Origin of the sequence: Coprococcus sp. AF102-57 (genome assembly GCF_027686195.1) — a bacterium.
In the GTDB taxonomy this organism is placed as follows: Bacteria; Bacillota; Clostridia; order Lachnospirales; family Lachnospiraceae; genus Allocoprococcus; species Allocoprococcus comes.
In genome coordinates this window covers 78417-95786 of sequence record NZ_JAQCSY010000006.1, presented here as the reverse complement: position 1 = coordinate 95786, position 17370 = coordinate 78417, and the positions used below count along the sequence as shown (strand labels likewise).

Below are 17370 nucleotides of genomic sequence, written 5' to 3'. Positions count from 1 at the left end.
TGTGTCCGTTCCGTAAAGGACTGCCCTACGGCGTCTCGGCTTCGCCTTGTTCCTTTACCTCACTAATAATAATGTTCTGATAGCAGAACTCTTACTTATACTTTTATCTTACTATTCTTTCAATTTTTACCGTTTCACCATCAATATTATACTTAAAAAAATAAAATTTAATAACATTTCCTTCTGATACTTGTTCTAGATCACCTTTACACTTAGTACAATCTAAACTAACTTTTGTCGTATCAAAAAATAGACTACTTTCTTCCTTCTCATTTAGTTCTATTAAAAGTGTATCAAAAGTTTTCTCTACAACAACCCCACTCAAATGAAACCAATGAGAATTATCATCTCCACTAGAACGCAACTCCATATTTTGACGATTCTCCTTAAAAACATTTCCTTTTACGCCAAGCACAATTAATACTATTGCAAGCAAAAGTATGATTAACAAAATCAATCGTTTCTTATCCATTAAATGTAGTCCCCGATATGTCTGTCCAACTATCAAAATCAAAATTCAAATAACGTACTGTATCCCCCCATCCATCAAATACCATCAATGTATGTACTGTATTTCCAGAATTATATGCTCGCAAAGTTGCATATCCCTCTGCTGCCATTGAATGCCCCGCACGTTCTCCAGTATCACTGCTAATTATACCACAATGGACAACTGCTATATCTCCTCTATCAATGCAATTAGTGAAAAAATTATAATTGGGACTATAGTCAGTATTTTGTGTTACAGAAACATTCTTTCCAGCACAAAAGTCCACAAATCCAGGTCCAATATTGCCAATAGTTGTTGAACCATATGTTATTCCTCCACTCTCCGATGAAACTGTCGTTCCTGTTGAATCCCAAATATCCATATAATCACCTGCAATATCTGTATAATCAACAGCATTATAATATGCACCACATGCTAATAATGCACTAACTGCACATGCATAATGTCCTGTTACACTTTCTATATACGGCTCATTAAAGGAAATAAATTCTTGAAGATGATTTGTTGAAACAAGCGTGTAGTTTTCATAAACTTCATCAATATCTAGCAAAACCTCATCCCAAGTAGCTGGGTCTTTTCCCCTACTCTCATTCAAGGACAGTACTGTTTTTTCTAATGTTTCACCATAATTCGTTCTAATCTTTCCCAAATTATCAACAATACCATATTCAAACGGAGCTATTTTATATATTTCAGAGGTATTTGCTTTTTCACTAAATACATTTGCTTCACTTTGATAAATCACCTCATATGGATTTGCTGAATTATTACCAAATGAGTATTCTGATATCAAAGATTCACACGTAGTATCAAAAACTACATATCCATATGGTTTGTTTTCTAAATTGTAATTTACAATATATCCAATAGCTTGACCTGTTGTATCATAAAATTTTCTCGGATTATTAGCAACAATATTGCTATTTTCTCCTATTCCCTTTGCAAAACGTTCTGCCATCTGTATCGCCAAATCATCCGTAACATTTACAACAGAAGTATTCTCCGATGCATGGACAGGAACTATTGACATAATAGTCAATATAAAGATTGTCAAAAGTGAAGCAAATCGTTTAAAAATTTTTCTCATAAATATCCTTCCTCCTTAGATTATATATTTACTTTAATATTATATCTTATTCCCTATTTTGTCTATATTTTTTATGTTTATTTCAAATATTTCATTCTATTTTATTTTTATCAAACTATTTTCAAACAAATCCAAACAAAGAATCTCGGGGCAAATTTCGGTCAAATCAGGATAAATAAATATAACACTTTATATGTAAGTCAATTTTAAAAAAGCCTGTAATTCCGGGCTTTACAACACTTTGTAACACAATATAAACCAGTTCGATAATCCCTCATTCCTTTTAGATAACAATAAAAACACCAAGAACCTCTCCATTATGGAGAGGTTCTTGCGTTGTGGATTTTTTTAATATTCTATAAACCTATCATTTTTATATTTTTAATCAGATTTTATAATTTCTTAACACTTTTGACACATTTTCATCGTATAGTAATAAATGGATAGTTGGGAAACAACTATCTCCCCCCTCATAAAGTGAGCGCAATCGGGCATGCCCGATTGCCGCACTTTGATTTTTACAGAATATTATTCTGGGACGAAGGTTATCCTCCGTCCCATATTTTATTTGTAAATGCAGTACCGTGTGCCCGGATATCTACCTGCACAGAACGTTAGTCACGGCCATTCATCATCAAATGAACTCAAACCTTTTACGACCTTGCACGAATGTCTCTCTGGTACATCATACTTTTTATCCTCAATTACCGGAAAGGATTTATTATGAAACGCCCTACTTTACATAAACTGATTTTTTCAATTCTTTTATTTGCCATAAGTTTCCTTGCTCTTTTCATCAGCCACAAAAGCTCTGCATTCGCGGATTGGTATTCTTCCACCATTTACCCGCTTTTCGTTTCGTCCATCGGACGCTTTTTCGGAATCTTCCCATTTTCTGTTTCTGAAATTGGATTGTATATTTTTGTCATTCTTCTGTTTCTTTCCTTGATCCGGATGCTGGTCAGCTCCATTTACAAAATGTATGCCCCAAAAAAGAACCCTGCCTGGCTCGGCTACGGTTCCTCACTCCTGCTTCTCTGCGGATGTCTGTTTACCATTTATACTTTTTTCTGCGGAATCAACTACGGACATACTTCATTTGCAGAAAAATATCACCTGGAATCCGGTCAGTATACTCTGGCTGAACTGACCTCTTTATGCAACGAACTGACTGATCAGTTAAATGCACTTTCTGATTCTTTAGACCGGGATTCTGACGGTCTTGCTGATATGGGTAAGGATCTGCAGGATCGTGCACGAGCTGCTATGTTCTCCCTCGGTACTACCTACCCTGAACTTTCCGGATACTATCCACAGCCAAAAGGTCTTTTATTTCCGGCTTTTCTCTCGGTACAGAATCTTTCCGGGATCTATTCACCATTTACCATTGAGGCAAACTATAACTCCGCAATGGTTTCCTACAATCTTCCATTTACCATCTGTCACGAACTTTCGCATCTGCGTGGATTTATGCAGGAGGAAGAAGCAAATTTTATCGGTTTTCTCGCCTGTGTAAATGCCGACGATACCGCCTTCAACTACAGCGGCTATCTTCTTGGCTGGATCTACGCAACCAATGAACTTTACGAAGTCGATTACGACACCTTTGAGGAAATCTACAACAGGCTTTCTGACAATGTAAAGGCAGATCTTTCGGCTAACAGCAGCTTCTGGAAGCGATATGACAACAAGGTCGCCGAAGTATCTGGTCAGATCAATGACCACTATCTGAAAGCAAATGGCCAAAGTGACGGGATAAAAAGTTATGACCGGATGGTTGATCTGATGATCACCTGGTTCCGGTCAAAATAATTCTTTCTTATAAAGTTTACTCTTTCTCTCCAGCCTGAAACAGCATCTCTTTCAATACGTTTGCCGCCATGCTGTGAGGGCTGCTCTTATCTTCCACAAAACAGATTTCTCTTACCGGTGGTTCTTCCAATAGTGGAACCTGAATGACAATGCCCTGCTCGATCACTTCCTGTGCAAGCGGTTCCGGAATAAACCCGATTCCCAGATTCTGTCTTACCATCGGCAGAATCTGATCGATGGTTGCTGCTTCGGTATCTGCCGTCATTGCAATTCCATGCTCCAGAAAAAATCTGGTATAAAAATCATAAGTTGACGTGTTTTTCCCAAGGCAGATAAATGGATACTCCACCAGCTTTTTCAAACTTACCGGTTCTTTAAACATATCTTTGTACGCCGCATTCGCAACCAGAATTTCTTTAAATGAAAGAAGCGGAATTGCCTTTAAAGGCTTTTTCACCTCTGCCGGTGTAGATGCTACCGCAAAATCTGAAAGTCCGTTTCGAACCGTCTGTATCGCCTGTGGTGCTGTATAACTCGAAATGCGAAGTCTGATTTTAGGATACTTTCTTCTAAACTCTCCCAGCACCGGAAGCAGAAGCAAATGCAATGCAATCTCACTTACCCCAATCGTTACGGTTCCCTGTTCCAGCTTCTTTTCATTTTCAAGCTCTAGCTCTGCTGCATGCAGATGATCGTATGCAATTGCAACATGTGAATAAAGCCGTTCTCCCTCCGGTGTAAGCTCTGCTCCCCGGTTAGACCGGATAAATAATCTGCATCCAAGCTGACTTTCCAGATTGTGGATTGCCCTCGTTACATTCGGCTGATTACTCATCAGGATTGTCGCCGCCTGTGAGAAACTTTTATACTTTGCCGCATAATAAAAAATACGGTAATAATCATAGGTAACTTCCATCTTCCTGCTCCTTGTTCCGTATATCTCCGGCATATCCAGTGCCGCCTTTAACTGAACGGAATCGTAACCGGTGTACAGTCAAATTTTTCAAAATAACTGTCGGCCAGATATTCCTCTTCGCCTTCGATCAGAAGATGCATCTTCTCTCCCATTCTTATCGTCATCAGTCCCACGATCGATTTGGCATCGATCTCGAAACGTCCTGTCACATCCTTTACCGTAATATCTGCATTCATCTTCTGGCAGACATTACAAAAAGTCATCAATTGTCCTGTAGTCATAAAACGTATATTCTTCTGTACCATAATAGGTCAACCCTCCACAAGTCTTTTTTCCTGATGTCTAGTTTACACAATATCGTACAATTTGAGAAATGTCTCTTTGAAATGTCTGATATGTCATTCGAATATATCAGCTGTTTCTTTATTTTACATACTACATAGCAGTTTGTCAACACTATCGGTCATTTAAATTTTTATATTCTCGATACTCTGCCAGTGGCATATATGCCGGACGAATAATCTTATCCACATTGATCAGTTCTTCCAGACGATGTGCACTCCATCCAACGATTCGCGCTGCGGCAAAGATCGGCGTATAAAGCTGCTCCGGAATTCCAAGCATATGGTAAACCAGTCCGCTGTAAAAATCGACATTTGCATTTACCCCTTTATACATCTTTCTTTTTTCGGCAATGATTTCCGGTGCCATATGTTCCACTTTCTCATAAAGTGCGTATTCTTTATCGTATCCTTTTTCATGTGCAAGCTGAGCCACAAATTTCTTGAAAATCTCAGCACGTGGATCAGATACTGAATAAATCGCATGACCCATTCCATAGATCAGACCTTTTTTATCAAACCTCTCCCTTGCAAGCAGACCTTCCAGATATGCTCTTACCTCATCGTCATCTTCCCAGTCTTTGACCTCTTCTTTCATATCAGCAAACATCTGCGTCACTTTGATGTTCGCACCGCCGTGCTTCGGACCTTTTAACGATGCCATTGCAGCAGAAATTGTAGAATAGGTGTCTGTTCCGGACGAAGTGACAACGTGGGTAGTAAATGTAGAGTTATTTCCACCACCATGATCCATATGCAGCACAAGTGCCATATCCAGGATCCTTGCTTCCAGCTCCGTATACTGTCGGTCTTCACGAAGCATCATCAGAATATTTTCCGCGGTGGACTTCTGCGGATCCGGTGCATAGATGTACATATCCTGACCCTGACGATAATTGTATGCATGATATCCGTAGACCATCAGCATCGGAAATTCACTGATCAGGTTCAGACACTGTCTGAGAACATTCGGGATTGAAGTATCATCAGCTTTTTCATCGTAAGAATACAGATTCAGAATCGCCCTTGAAATATTGTTCATCATATCATGGCTCGGTGCCTTCATAATAACATCGCGCACAAAATTCGGCGGAAGTGTCCTTCTCTCCGTCAGTGTCTCATGAAACCCATCCAACTGTACAACCGTCGGAAGTTCACCAAAAAGAAGCAGATATGCAATTTCTTCATATCCAAAATGATCCGCATCCAAGAATCCACGAACCAGATCCTTGATGTTATAGCCTCGATAATACAAATTACCGGCACACGGAACTTCTTCGCCATTTACAATCTTTTTGGCACATACATCGGAAATGTTGGTAAGTCCCGCAAGGACTCCTTTTCCGTTTACATCACGGAGACCTCTTTTTACATCATGCTTTACAAAAAGTTCTTTGTCGATCCCGGTATTCGCTTCACATAATCCGGCAAGTTCCTTGATTTTCGGCGAAATATCAAACAGAATGCTATCCAGATCTTTCGCACTGTTCACTGAATTTGTCATACATCTACTCCTTTCTGTTAAAGACTCTGCAAATACTGCAGAAAGTATGAATGAAGGACGGAAACACGCACTTTTAGCATCGTCCCCCGTCCCTTCTTCTTATTTGTAAACTACTTACTACTTGTTGGAAAATATGGTCTCAATGAATCTGCCACACTGCTGATCGGCATTGTCTGAAGCCATACATGTCCCGGTCCTGTAATAACCGTATTAAATAATCCTTCTCCGCCAAAGACAATATTCTTAAGTCCCGGCACAGTCTGGATATCCATCTGGCATGTTACACTCATCGCTGCCAGATAACCGGAATCAATCACGATCTGCTGACCCGGTTGTAATTCGTATTCTACCACATGTCCATCGAATTCTGCAAATACAATTCCATTTCCGGATACCTTCTGCAAGATAAATCCTTCTCCTCCAAATAGTCCTGAAGCCACTTTCTTGTGAAAATGAACAGATATATTTACTCCAGGTTCGCCAGCAAGGAATGCTTTTTTCTGAAAAATATATTCTTGCCCCGGTCCGATTTCAAATGCCTTGATCGAACCCGGAAAGCTGGATGCAAATGCGATCAGTCCATTCCCGCCCTGTGCGGTATAGATATTCTGGAACATCGCTTCTCCAGAGAACATTCTTCCAAATGCTTTTCCAAATCCTCCATTTGTCGAAGTCTCCATCTTCATATTCGGAGACATCCATGCCATGGATCCCCGCTCTGTGATCATACGCTCGCCAGCTTCCAGATGGCAGATCACTACCGGAAGGGTATCACCCTTGATTTCATACCTCATGCTCCATTTCCTCCTTTATAATATTAGTCAGTCTGGCAAATTCTTCCAGATCCAGTGCTTCTCCCCGGACACTGCTTCCTTTTCCGAGTTTCTCTATCGCAGCAGTAATGACTTCCTTCGAAAGATTCAGCTCTCCTGAATTCTTAAGGCCATTTGCCAAAGTCTTCCTCCTCTGATTAAAGGATGCCCGTATAAGGCGGAACATCAGCTTTTCATCCATAACCTCTACCGGAGGCTTCTGATGTCTTGTCAGGCGGATTACTGCTGAGCCGACTGCCGGACGCGGCATGAAACAGTTCGGGGGTACATTTGCAACAATATACGGCTCTGCATAATACTGTACAGCAAGTGAAAGTGCACCATAATCCTTTGTTCCCGGCCCTACCTGCATACGGTCAGCCACTTCTTTCTGTACCATAACCGTAATACTCTCAAGCGGCACATGGCTTTCAAATAAGCCCATGATGATCGGTGTCGTTATATAATATGGAAGATTCGCAACCACCTTGATCGGCCGTCCTCCGTTCTTCTCCTTTGCAAGTGCTGCAATATCCACCTTCAGGATATCTTCATTGATGATCGATACGTTGTCATATTCTTTCAGCGTGTCTTCAAGAATTGGAATCAGCGCACGGTCTATCTCAACTGCAGTTACTTCTCTTGCCGCACAGGCAAGGTACTGTGTCATCGTCCCGATTCCAGGGCCGATCTCCAACACGTAATCATCCTTTGTGATCTCGGCTGCACGAATGATCTTATCCAGCACATGCTCATCGATCAGAAAGTTCTGTCCAAATTTTTTCTGAAAATTAAAATTATATTTTTGCAGAACCTCAATGGTATTCTGCGGATTTCCAAGTGTAGGTGTTTTCATCTGTTATTCTCCTGATTATTCATTGCCTGCGTCTTAGATGCCGTACAGATCTCTCGCATTTTTCTCTGTCACAGCGATCACTTCTTCCGGACTCATCTCTTTTAACTCTGCAATTTTCTCAGCCACATACCGGATATAAGAAGACTGATTCCGTTTGCCACGGTACGGCTCCGGTGCCATATACGGGCAGTCTGTCTCCAGCACGATCTTCTCGATCGGGATCGCAGTTGCGACATCTTTTAATTTCTTTGCATTCTTAAATGTGACGACTCCGCCGATTCCAATATAGAATCCCATCTTCACATATTCTTCAGCCATTTCACGCGAATAGGAATAGCAGTGAATAACTCCGCCAAGCCCCTGTGCATAATTTTTCATGATATACATGGTATCTGCGGCAGCTTCCCTGCTGTGGATGATTACTGGTTTCTTTACTTCTCCCGCAAACTCCAGCTGGCGGATAAACCACTTCTGCTGTATCTCATGTGATTCATTATCCCAATAATAATCCAGACCGATCTCTCCGACTGCAACCACTTTTTTGTTACGGCAGAGTTCTTTCATGTGCTGGATCTTATCTTCGTTAAGTTCTCCAACCTCATCCGGATGCACACCGATTGCAGCATAAACATATGGATACTTTCCGGCAAGTGCCAGAACCTTCTCACAGGATTCATAAGTCGCACTTACATCCACGATCGTTCCAACTCCAAGATCCGGCATAGATTTTAAAAGCTCATCCCGATCCCCGTCAAACTGTTCATCATCATAATGTGCATGTGTATCAAATATCATTTTCCTCGTCTCGCTTTCTTTTTACTGACTGCTCTCAGATGTTCTAAGTATACCACACATTCTTAGCCGCTGAATAGTCACTTTTTTTACTTGCTTATCCGGTTTCTTCTATGTATACTATAGATAGTGCAAATAGATCACATCTGCAAATGTATGGGGAATATATTTCTGAAGATTCTGATCAGATATTATAGGAGGATTTTAAAATGAAAGTATTTGACACTGTAAACAATGTCGAGCTGGAAGCCGACACAAAGAAACTTGTAGACATTATGGTAGACGGACGTCAGGTTGATGTATACCTGAAAGAAAAGAAGTCTGATGAAGACGGATACATGAGCTGGGATGTAGAGCACTGGTCAGCAATCGACAAAAAGCGTTTCATCCGCTGCTACTCTCTGGAAGGCCGTGTCCTCAGCGAATCTACTGGTCACAACATCTATGATCTTTACAATGAATTCAAACCGGAAGATGCTTTAAAAGTAGAGCTCAGCTAATCTCTGCTGTATTCTACATAAGACGGTAATGAAATTCCGGACGGGCAGAACTTTCTGTCCGTCTTTTATTGTACAAAAATGTACTCTGATTCTGCACAATGTTACTGTTCACACGATGTGCGACCAGCAACCCATCTCGCCATTTTAAATCGCCTTTGGCGATGGGGCGAGATGCATTCAAGCCAAAACATGCATCCTCCGTGTCAATCAGCGGAGTGATTGACACGGGAGTGAACAGTAACTGCACAATGTCTTTTCTGAGATACTTTTTCATTTCCTCTTGTCAAATCCGGCTTGCCGCGCTATAATTCTACTTGTACAAGTTCATATGTACCAGGGAGCTGGAGATAACTGGCTGAGAGGGGATTTTATCTGTCCCGACCTGTAACCTGATTTGGATAATGCCAACGGAGGGAATGTATACCATGTATTTGATAGAGATGCCTCCGCATCTCTTATTTTTTTACATGACAGATCAGAACACGCTGACAACGTGTTCCGTGATTACGGACAGCAGGAACTCCACTCAGGTGTGGAGTTCCTTTTTTATTTAAAAGGAAGGAGAACTCTACTATGAAACAAAATAATACAACAAAGAAACTCGCACTTGCCGGTGTTCTCACCGCGCTTGCAATCGTCGGAAGCTTTATCAGTGTACCGGTTGCCGGAAGCAAATGCGCTCCGGTACAGCATATGGTCAACATTCTTGCCGCCGTAACACTTGGTCCTGCATGGGGCGTCGGCATTGCATTCTGTGCAAGTTTACTCCGCAATCTGCTCGGTCTCGGAAGCCTTATGGCTTTCCCTGGAAGCATGGTCGGTGCTTTATGCTGTGGTCTTGTTTACAAAAAATGCCACATCTTAAGTCTTACCTGCCTTGCCGAAGCGATCGGAACCGGATTCCTTGGCGCACTTGCCGCTTATCCGGTTGCTTTGTATCTGATGGGAATTGCGCCGGCAGGACTTTTCGTTTATGTCGTTCCATTCCTTATTTCCACTGTCGCAGGAAGCATCCTTGCGTTCATCCTGATCACAGTTCTGGAAAAAGGCGGCGTTATGTCACAGATCAAAGAAGCATAATCATCATTCATTCTTACAGCACTCTGCTGTAAATGAAACCGCGTTACACCGGGGACACCACCTTGTATCGCGTAATAAAAGGCAGAGATTTTCAAATAAAATCCTGTTCATTGCCGGAAATTTTCCGACAAAGGCGTTAGCAATTCTATCATTCCGAACTGGAAGTGTACCCATCAGGCTGTGTCTGGTTTTTTTCGCGTACGCTGTCCGTGTTTTGCTGACGCCAGATTTTTGTGATACTCACAAACCAATAAGAAACGGAGGCAAAACAACATGAGAAATTACACAACCCAGATGGACGCTGCCAGAAAAGGAATTCTGACTCCGGAAATCGAAACCGTAGCAAAAAAGGAACATATGTCTGTTGAAAAGCTGATGAAGCTTGTCGCAGAAGGCAAGGTTGCCATCTGTGCCAACAAGAACCATACCTGCCTTGATCCGGAAGGTGTCGGAAGCATGCTTCGTACCAAGATCAATGTTAACTTAGGCGTTTCCCGCGACTGCAAAGACTACGATATCGAAATGCAGAAAGTTATGAGTGCCGTTAATCTCGGTGCAGAAGCAATTATGGATCTTTCCAGCCACGGTAATACCCAGCCATTCCGCCAGAAGCTGACACACGAGTGCCCTGCTATGATCGGAACTGTACCGGTCTATGACAGTGTCATTCATTATCAGAGAGACCTGGCAACTCTTACTGCACAGGATTTTATTGATGTTGTCCGTCTTCATGCTGAGGATGGCGTGGACTTCGTCACACTTCACTGTGGAATCACAAGAAAAACCATCGAACAGATCAAAAAACATAAACGTAAAATGAACATCGTAAGCCGTGGAGGAAGTCTTGTCTTTGCATGGATGTGCATGACCGGAGAAGAAAACCCATTCTATGAGCATTACGATGAAATCCTCGACATCTGCGAAGAATACGACGTAACTATTTCTCTTGGTGATGCCTGCCGTCCGGGATGTCTTGCTGATGCAACAGATGTATGCCAGATTGAAGAACTTGTCCGCCTCGGAGAACTGACCAAACGTGCATGGGATCATAATGTACAGGTTATGGTAGAAGGACCTGGACATGTGCCGCTGGATCAGGTTGCTGCCAACATGAAAGTACAGCAGAGTATCTGCATGGGCGCACCGTTCTATGTACTTGGACCTCTTGTTACTGATATCGCTCCTGGATATGACCATATCACAGCTGCCATCGGTGGAGCTGTTGCCGCTATGAGCGGAGCTGCTTTCCTTTGCTACGTTACGCCGGCAGAACACCTTGCTCTTCCAAACGTAGAAGATACCAAACAGGGAATCATTGCTTCTAAGATTGCAGCCCATGCCGCTGATATTGCAAAAGGTATCCCGCATGCACGTGATATCGATGACAAGATGGCAGATGCACGCCGTGTTCTCGACTGGGATGCACAGTACGCCTGCGCTCTCGATCCTGAAACAGCAAAGGCAATCCGTGACAGTCGTAAACCAGAAGACGACCACAGCGATACCTGCAGTATGTGCGGAAAATTCTGTGCTGTAAGAAGTATGAACAAAGCACTTGCCGGAGAATATATTGATATTCTGTAAACTTAAAGATTGCTTGCAAAAGAAGAGAATCGGAAATTATCCGGTTCTTTTCTTTTTCACTAATTTTCGCTCTATTTGTTCTACAAAATATAGCACTTTGCCAGTGGTAAATTTTCGGGTTTGATGTATAATGATTACACAGCAAAAAGGATACAACGGGAGGGAAAGGTTTATGAAAAATAAAATAATGTGGAAAGATGTTACTCTTATTGTACTTGCTATTCTCCTTATTTTTTCGATGTGCAGAATACATACACTCAAACAGTCGAACAAAAAACTGTACTCACAAAATCTGGAGCTGAATCACCAGCTTGCCACACTGAAAGAAAAGAATACAGGTTTAGAATCAAAGCTGAACAGCGAAGAAAGTATCACAGATGAAAAAAAATCAGACAATTCTCAACATTAAAAATTGAGGAGAAGTTTCCAGATCCTGGATTCTTCTCCTCGTTTTTATTTATCCAATCATTTAATTAACAGATCTCTGCTCCTGCCGGCATCTTCTTCTCCGGTGCCATCAGCGCAAGATTACCATCTGCATCTTCTGCGCAGAGCAACATACCTTCTGAAAGCACTCCGGCGAGTTTTGCAGGTTTCAGGTTCACAAGAACCATAACCTTCTTACCTACCATTTCTTCCGGTGTATAGTGTGCTTTGATTCCGGAAACGATCTGTTTTACCTGACTTCCGATCTTAACCTGTGAGCAGAGCAGTTTCTTGGATTTCTTGACTGCTTCGCAGGAAATGATCTCGCCTACCTGGAACTGCATCTTTTCAAAATCTTCAAAAGTGATCTCCGGTTTTGCTTCGATGTCGATTCCTTCTTCTTCCTCTTTCTTTTCTTCTTCAACCTTTGGATGAAGCTCTTCTACTTTTTTCATGACTTCTTCCAGGTCGAGTCTCTGGAACAGGATTTCCGGTTTTTCTACCACATGTCCGCCACCAAGCTGTGCCAGGATCTTTTCAGCTGTTTCCGGCATGAAAGATTCAAGCAGTTTTGCACCTTCGGAAATGCTTTGGATCAGATTCCACAGAACTGTTTCCAGACGATCCTTCTTGTCTTCTTCTTTTGCCAGTGCCCACGGCATGGTCTCATCGATATATTTGTTGCAGCGTTTGAACAGATTGAAGATTTCTGTGATTGCATCTGCCACACGCAGCTCCTTCATTTTTGCTTCTACTGCCTTTGGTGTATTTTCTGTCACAGCTTTCAGATCTGCATCTACTTCTTCTGTCACACCTTTATCAGTAACTGTACCGCCAAAATATTTGTTTGTCATAGAAATGGTACGATTTACAAGGTTTCCAAGTGTATTGGCAAGATCGGAATTCAGTCTTTCTACCATCAGCTCCCAGGAGATTACGCCATCATTTTCAAACGGCATTTCATGCAGCACGAAGTAACGGACCGCATCTACTCCAAAGAAATCTACGAGTTCATCTGCATAGAGTACATTTCCTTTTGATTTACTCATCTTTCCATCGCCCTGAAGAAGCCACGGATGTCCAAATACCTGCTTCGGAAGCGGAAGTCCAAGTGCCATCAGGAAGATCGGCCAGTAAATCGTATGGAAACGGATGATATCTTTTCCGATCAGATGAAGGTCTGCCGGCCAGTTCTTATTGAACATTTCATCGCTTTCACCATCACAGTGATATCCGATACCAGTGATATAGTTGGTAAGTGCATCAAGCCATACATAAACAACATGCTTCGGATCAAAGTCTACCGGAATTCCCCATTTAAAAGAAGTTCTGGATACACAAAGATCCTGAAGTCCCGGAAGAAGGAAGTTGTTCATCATCTCATTCTTACGTGCTACCGGCTGGATAAATTCCGGATGTGTATTGATATATTCAATCAGTCTGTCTGCATATTTGCTCATCTTGAAGAAGTATGCTTCTTCTTTTGCAGGCTGTACCGGGCGTCCGCAGTCCGGACATTTTCCATCTACAAGCTGGGATTCTGTGAAGAAGGATTCACATGGAGTACAGTACATTCCTTCGTAGTGTCCTTTGTAAATATCTCCCTGGTCATACAGTTTCTTGAATATCTTCTGTACTTCTTTCTCATGATAATCATCCGTTGTACGGATAAATTTATCATAAGAAGTGTTCATCAGATCCCAGATTCTCTTAATCTCCCCGGATACGTTATCTACAAATTCCTTTGGTGTAACGCCCGCTTCTTCTGCTTTTAATTCAATTTTCTGTCCATGTTCGTCAGTTCCTGTCTGGAAAAAAACATCATATCCCTGACTTCTCTTATAACGTGCAATTGCATCTGCCAGCACGATCTCGTATGTGTTACCGATATGTGGCTTGCCTGATGTATAGGCAATTGCAGTTGTAATATAATATTTTGGTTTGTCTGCCATGATTCTTTATCTCCTTTTTCTTTAAATTAAAAAAGTGCACATCTCCGGCACGTAGTGCCTTTTATTTAACAGAAACTTCCTGTTAAATAAAAAACCGCCTTCTATAAAATATAGAAGACGGGATTATTACCGTGTTACCACTTCTCTTCATCCTTCCCTCACAGGAAGAATCTCACCGGGTACAGTCTGCTGCTTTTTGCAGTCTATATCTGCACTCGCCGCTGTAACGGGCGGAACCCATCGCATGCTTGCACAAGAAACTGATTCGTTGCTTCCTTATGTTCACCTGCGCTGCTCAGAAGCCATCTTCAGTCCTTCTCCAGCCATCCCTCTCAGCCTCTGCGGGACTTCTCTGTAAACATTCAAAAGACCTACTCTCTTCATCATCGCTTTTCCTATATCAAAAAAATCGTATCACAGATATCAGAAACTTGTCAAGGCGTATTTGACACCAGATAGCCTTTTTCCTTCAATACCTGCTCGATCAGATCCAGTGTCTCTTCTGAATCCGCTTCAACTGTGTGGTAGTGATAGTTGGAAGTGATATTCTTAAGCGGACTGGACTTTCCACTATGGATCCCTTCCATGAATTCTTTGACATTTCTCCGCGATGCCACATCAAGAGGTGCTTCCATATGTCCATAAATCCGGTGATTGATCATTACATTTACCACCTTGCCTCCCAGATCCACGATTGAACAAAGCTCATCCTCCATCTGTTCATCCGTATGACTGACTTTGAACACTCTCGTTACCGTATGCGGTGCATTCAGAATATATCCCCGGTTGGTTGAAATGATATCATATCCGGCTGCACGGATCAGCGCAATATCCTGTACAATGACCTGACGGCTTACATCATATACCTTCGCCAGTTCTTTCCCGGGTACCGGAACCTCACTGCTCTTTATTTTGCTGACAATCTCTTCTCTTCGTCTGGAACCTGTCATCCCGATATAACTCTCCTTTTTCTGCAATTCTGCTCTGTGCCTGACGTATTACAGACTTTCCTCTTCTGTCTGCCAAATCCTGTCTTCACTCTTACTGAATCCAGACCGGCTTAAATAGCATGCAGATTCTTCAGCGAAATGTCAAGGACAGGAGCAGAATGGGTAAGTGCCCCACTTGATATATAGTCTACTCCAAGAGACGTCAGACGGTCAATATTTTCTTTTGTTACATTTCCGGAACATTCTGTCTCTGCACGTCCGTCAATAATCCTGATTGCCTCCTTCATATCCTCCGGCGACATATTATCCAGCATAATAATATCTGCTCCCGCATCAACAGCCTCACGCACCATATCCAGATTCTCAACTTCTACCTCAATTTTGCGGACAAACGGTGCATATTCCTTTGCCATTTCCACCGCCTTTGCCACACTTCCTGCCGCTCCGATATGATTGTCTTTTAAAAGCACTCCGTCGGAAAGATTATATCTATGATTGTATCCTCCACCGACACGGACCGCATATTTTTCAAAAATACGCATATTCGGCGTTGTCTTTCTGGTGTCCAGAAGCTTCGTCTTCGTTCCTTCCAGAAGCATTGCAACCGAATGTGTATAAGTCGCAATTCCACTCATTCTCTGCAGATAATTCAGTGCCACCCGTTCCCCTGAGAGCAGCGCACGGATATCGCCTGTAATAATCCCCATCAATTCTCCTTTTTTCACTTCGTCACCGTCTTTACAATAGAAATCTGTCTTCACATTTTCATCCAGAATTTCAAATACTCTGTGAAATACATCCAGCCCGGCAACTACTCCATCCTGTTTGCAGATCAGCTGCACCTCTCCGGTCACCGCTTCTTTCATCACCGCATTGGTGGTCACGTCCTCACTGGAAATGTCCTCCTGCAGTGCTTCTTTTATCAGATGGTCTACATTCAATGTCATCGTAATCTTATTCATTTCTTTTTTCCTCATTCTAAACAGATCTTTTTCTTTTATATTGCCTCTTTACAGAACAGTACAGGATTTACTGCATTTTCCACTCCGGAAATCTTATGTGCCGCACGTTTTGCAAACACCAGGCTCTCAAGCAGAGAATTACTTGCCAGACGGTTCGCCCCATGGACGCCATTGCAGCTGGTCTCTCCAACCGCATACAGATGCTCCATCGAAGTTCTGCTGTCGCTGTCTACCCAGATGCCTCCCATGAAATAGTGTTGTGCAGGAACAACCGGGATCCACTCTTTTGTCACGTCATAGCCTTCTTCCCGGCACCGCTCACAGATATTTGGGAAATGCTCCAGGATCGTATTCTTATCAATATTTTCCATGGAAAGCCATACATGATCCGTTCCGTCTTTTTCCATTTGTTCCCGGATTGCTTTTGTCACCACATCTCTCGGAAGAAGCTCATTTACAAAACGTTCTCCGTCTTTATTATAAAGAACTGCGCCTTCTCCACGGACAGATTCTGAAATCAGAAATCTTCGCCCTGGTTTTGAAGAATACAAAGTTGTCGGGTGGATCTGGACATAATCCAGATGCTCCAGACGGATTCCATGCTTCCTGGAAATATCAAGCGCATCTCCTGTCAGATGTGGAAAGTTTGTAGAATGCTGGTATCTTCCTCCGATTCCACCGCTTGCAAAAATCGTATCCTGTGCATAGATCTTCATCTCTTCACCGTCTTCCGTCTTCGCTAAAATACCTGCGCATTTTCCATTTTTAACAATTATGTCTGTCATAGTTGTATATTCGTGTATTTGTACATTTTTTCGTTTCTTTACATGCATGAGCAGTTTACTCGTAATCTCTTTCCCTGTAATATCTTCATGGAAAAGAATCCTTGGTCTGGAATGCGCACCTTCTCTTGTAAATGCAAGATTTCCGTCTTTTTTGGCAAAATCCACGCCATATCCAATCAGATCATGAATAATTTCCTGCGAGCTGCGGATCATAATATCCACCGATTCTTTCCTGTTCTCGTAATGACCTGCGCGCATTGTATCTTCAAAATATCCCTCATAATCCTCATCATCACGAAGTACACAGATTCCACCCTGTGCCAGAAATGAATCACTGCTTTCCAGATCTGACTTGGTAATCATAAGGATCTGTTTATCCTCCGGAAGATTCAGTGCTGAAAACGCTCCACCAACTCCCGTTCCAACGATCACTACATCTGTCTTAATCTCCAACTTTATCCCTCCAATTCCGGTTCTCTTAGCCGGTCACCTGTTGTTTC

17 protein-coding genes and 1 riboswitch are annotated in these 17370 nt (G+C 42.2%); of the genes, 5 read left to right on the top strand and 12 right to left on the bottom strand.

What is annotated here, in order from left to right; translation table 11 throughout:
* Positions 1–103: 103 nt before the first annotated feature.
* Together PGZ10_RS05570 and PGZ10_RS05565 are read right to left on the bottom strand one after the other, a co-directional pair.
* Positions 104–472: a hypothetical protein gene (locus PGZ10_RS05570; protein ID WP_004844112.1), complete on the bottom strand. Its 369-nt coding sequence runs from the start codon at positions 470–472 to the stop codon at positions 104–106.
* Positions 465–1598, bottom strand: coding sequence for a hypothetical protein (locus PGZ10_RS05565; protein ID WP_004844113.1), 1134 nt, complete (start codon positions 1596–1598; stop codon positions 465–467). Before PGZ10_RS05565 ends, PGZ10_RS05570 begins: the two co-directional genes overlap by 8 nt.
* Before the next feature lie 723 nt (positions 1599–2321).
* On the opposite strand from PGZ10_RS05565, the gene PGZ10_RS05560 reads away from it, so the two are divergent.
* A complete protein-coding gene (locus PGZ10_RS05560) occupies positions 2322–3410 on the top strand; it encodes a DUF3810 domain-containing protein (RefSeq protein WP_270540915.1) in 1089 nt (362 codons plus the stop codon).
* A gap of 16 nt (positions 3411–3426) precedes the next feature.
* Here the strand turns inward: PGZ10_RS05560 and PGZ10_RS05555 are convergent, their stop codons facing one another.
* From PGZ10_RS05555 to PGZ10_RS05530, 6 genes are all read right to left on the bottom strand, one after another.
* Positions 3427–4326 carry a LysR family transcriptional regulator gene (locus PGZ10_RS05555; RefSeq protein ID WP_008374087.1) on the bottom strand — a complete coding sequence of 300 codons (900 nt, stop codon included), beginning with the start codon at positions 4324–4326 and terminating at the stop codon, positions 3427–3429.
* 47 nt (positions 4327–4373) lie between these two features.
* Positions 4374–4631, bottom strand: coding sequence for an HPr family phosphocarrier protein (locus tag PGZ10_RS05550; protein ID WP_270540914.1), 258 nt, complete (start codon positions 4629–4631; stop codon positions 4374–4376).
* 151 nt (positions 4632–4782) lie between these two features.
* Positions 4783–6171, bottom strand: coding sequence for a citrate/2-methylcitrate synthase (locus tag PGZ10_RS05545; protein ID WP_008374090.1), 1389 nt, complete (start codon positions 6169–6171; stop codon positions 4783–4785).
* Positions 6172–6281: 110 nt separating this feature from the next.
* Positions 6282–6965 (bottom strand): TIGR00266 family protein, encoded by a 684-nt coding sequence (locus tag PGZ10_RS05540; RefSeq protein WP_055248162.1) that lies wholly within the window; start codon positions 6963–6965, stop codon positions 6282–6284.
* Positions 6955–7839, bottom strand: coding sequence for a 16S rRNA (adenine(1518)-N(6)/adenine(1519)-N(6))-dimethyltransferase RsmA (gene rsmA, locus PGZ10_RS05535; RefSeq protein ID WP_118199149.1), 885 nt, complete (start codon positions 7837–7839; stop codon positions 6955–6957). Before rsmA ends, PGZ10_RS05540 begins: the two co-directional genes overlap by 11 nt.
* Positions 7840–7872: 33 nt before the next feature.
* Positions 7873–8634 carry a TatD family hydrolase gene (locus tag PGZ10_RS05530; protein ID WP_270540913.1) on the bottom strand — a complete coding sequence of 254 codons (762 nt, stop codon included), beginning with the start codon at positions 8632–8634 and terminating at the stop codon, positions 7873–7875.
* A 206-nt stretch (positions 8635–8840) separates the two neighbouring features.
* Here PGZ10_RS05530 and PGZ10_RS05525 point away from each other — a divergent pair, with 206 nt between their 5' ends.
* From PGZ10_RS05525 to PGZ10_RS05510, 4 genes are all read left to right on the top strand, one after another.
* On the top strand, positions 8841–9131 hold the full coding sequence (locus PGZ10_RS05525) for a hypothetical protein (protein ID WP_022220418.1): 291 nt from the start codon (positions 8841–8843) through the stop codon (positions 9129–9131).
* A 324-nt stretch (positions 9132–9455) separates the two neighbouring features.
* Positions 9456–9564: riboswitch (TPP riboswitch) on the top strand.
* A 140-nt stretch (positions 9565–9704) separates the two neighbouring features.
* The gene (gene thiW, locus PGZ10_RS05520; RefSeq protein WP_008374099.1) at positions 9705–10211 is read left to right on the top strand and encodes an energy coupling factor transporter S component ThiW; all 507 of its coding nucleotides are present in this window, start codon (positions 9705–9707) and stop codon (positions 10209–10211) included.
* A 273-nt stretch (positions 10212–10484) separates the two neighbouring features.
* Positions 10485–11795 carry a phosphomethylpyrimidine synthase ThiC gene (gene thiC, locus PGZ10_RS05515; protein WP_270540908.1) on the top strand — a complete coding sequence of 437 codons (1311 nt, stop codon included), beginning with the start codon at positions 10485–10487 and terminating at the stop codon, positions 11793–11795.
* 172 nt (positions 11796–11967) lie between these two features.
* Positions 11968–12204 carry a hypothetical protein gene (locus PGZ10_RS05510; protein ID WP_117558755.1) on the top strand — a complete coding sequence of 79 codons (237 nt, stop codon included), beginning with the start codon at positions 11968–11970 and terminating at the stop codon, positions 12202–12204.
* Between the two features lie 64 nt (positions 12205–12268).
* Here the strand turns inward: PGZ10_RS05510 and metG are convergent, their stop codons facing one another.
* The 4 genes from metG to PGZ10_RS05490 all read right to left on the bottom strand — a co-directional run bounded on the left by metG (position 12269) and on the right by PGZ10_RS05490 (position 17323).
* Complete coding sequence (metG, locus tag PGZ10_RS05505; RefSeq protein ID WP_270540907.1) at positions 12269–14173, bottom strand: methionine--tRNA ligase; 1905 nt, start codon at positions 14171–14173, stop codon at positions 12269–12271.
* 434 nt (positions 14174–14607) lie between these two features.
* The gene (locus PGZ10_RS05500; protein ID WP_117558751.1) at positions 14608–15123 is read right to left on the bottom strand and encodes a transcription repressor NadR; all 516 of its coding nucleotides are present in this window, start codon (positions 15121–15123) and stop codon (positions 14608–14610) included.
* Positions 15124–15233: 110 nt separating this feature from the next.
* Complete coding sequence (nadC, locus tag PGZ10_RS05495; RefSeq protein ID WP_022220419.1) at positions 15234–16085, bottom strand: carboxylating nicotinate-nucleotide diphosphorylase; 852 nt, start codon at positions 16083–16085, stop codon at positions 15234–15236.
* Positions 16086–16120: 35 nt separating this feature from the next.
* Positions 16121–17323 carry an L-aspartate oxidase gene (locus PGZ10_RS05490; protein WP_270540904.1) on the bottom strand — a complete coding sequence of 401 codons (1203 nt, stop codon included), beginning with the start codon at positions 17321–17323 and terminating at the stop codon, positions 16121–16123.
* Positions 17324–17370: the final 47 nt, after the last annotated feature.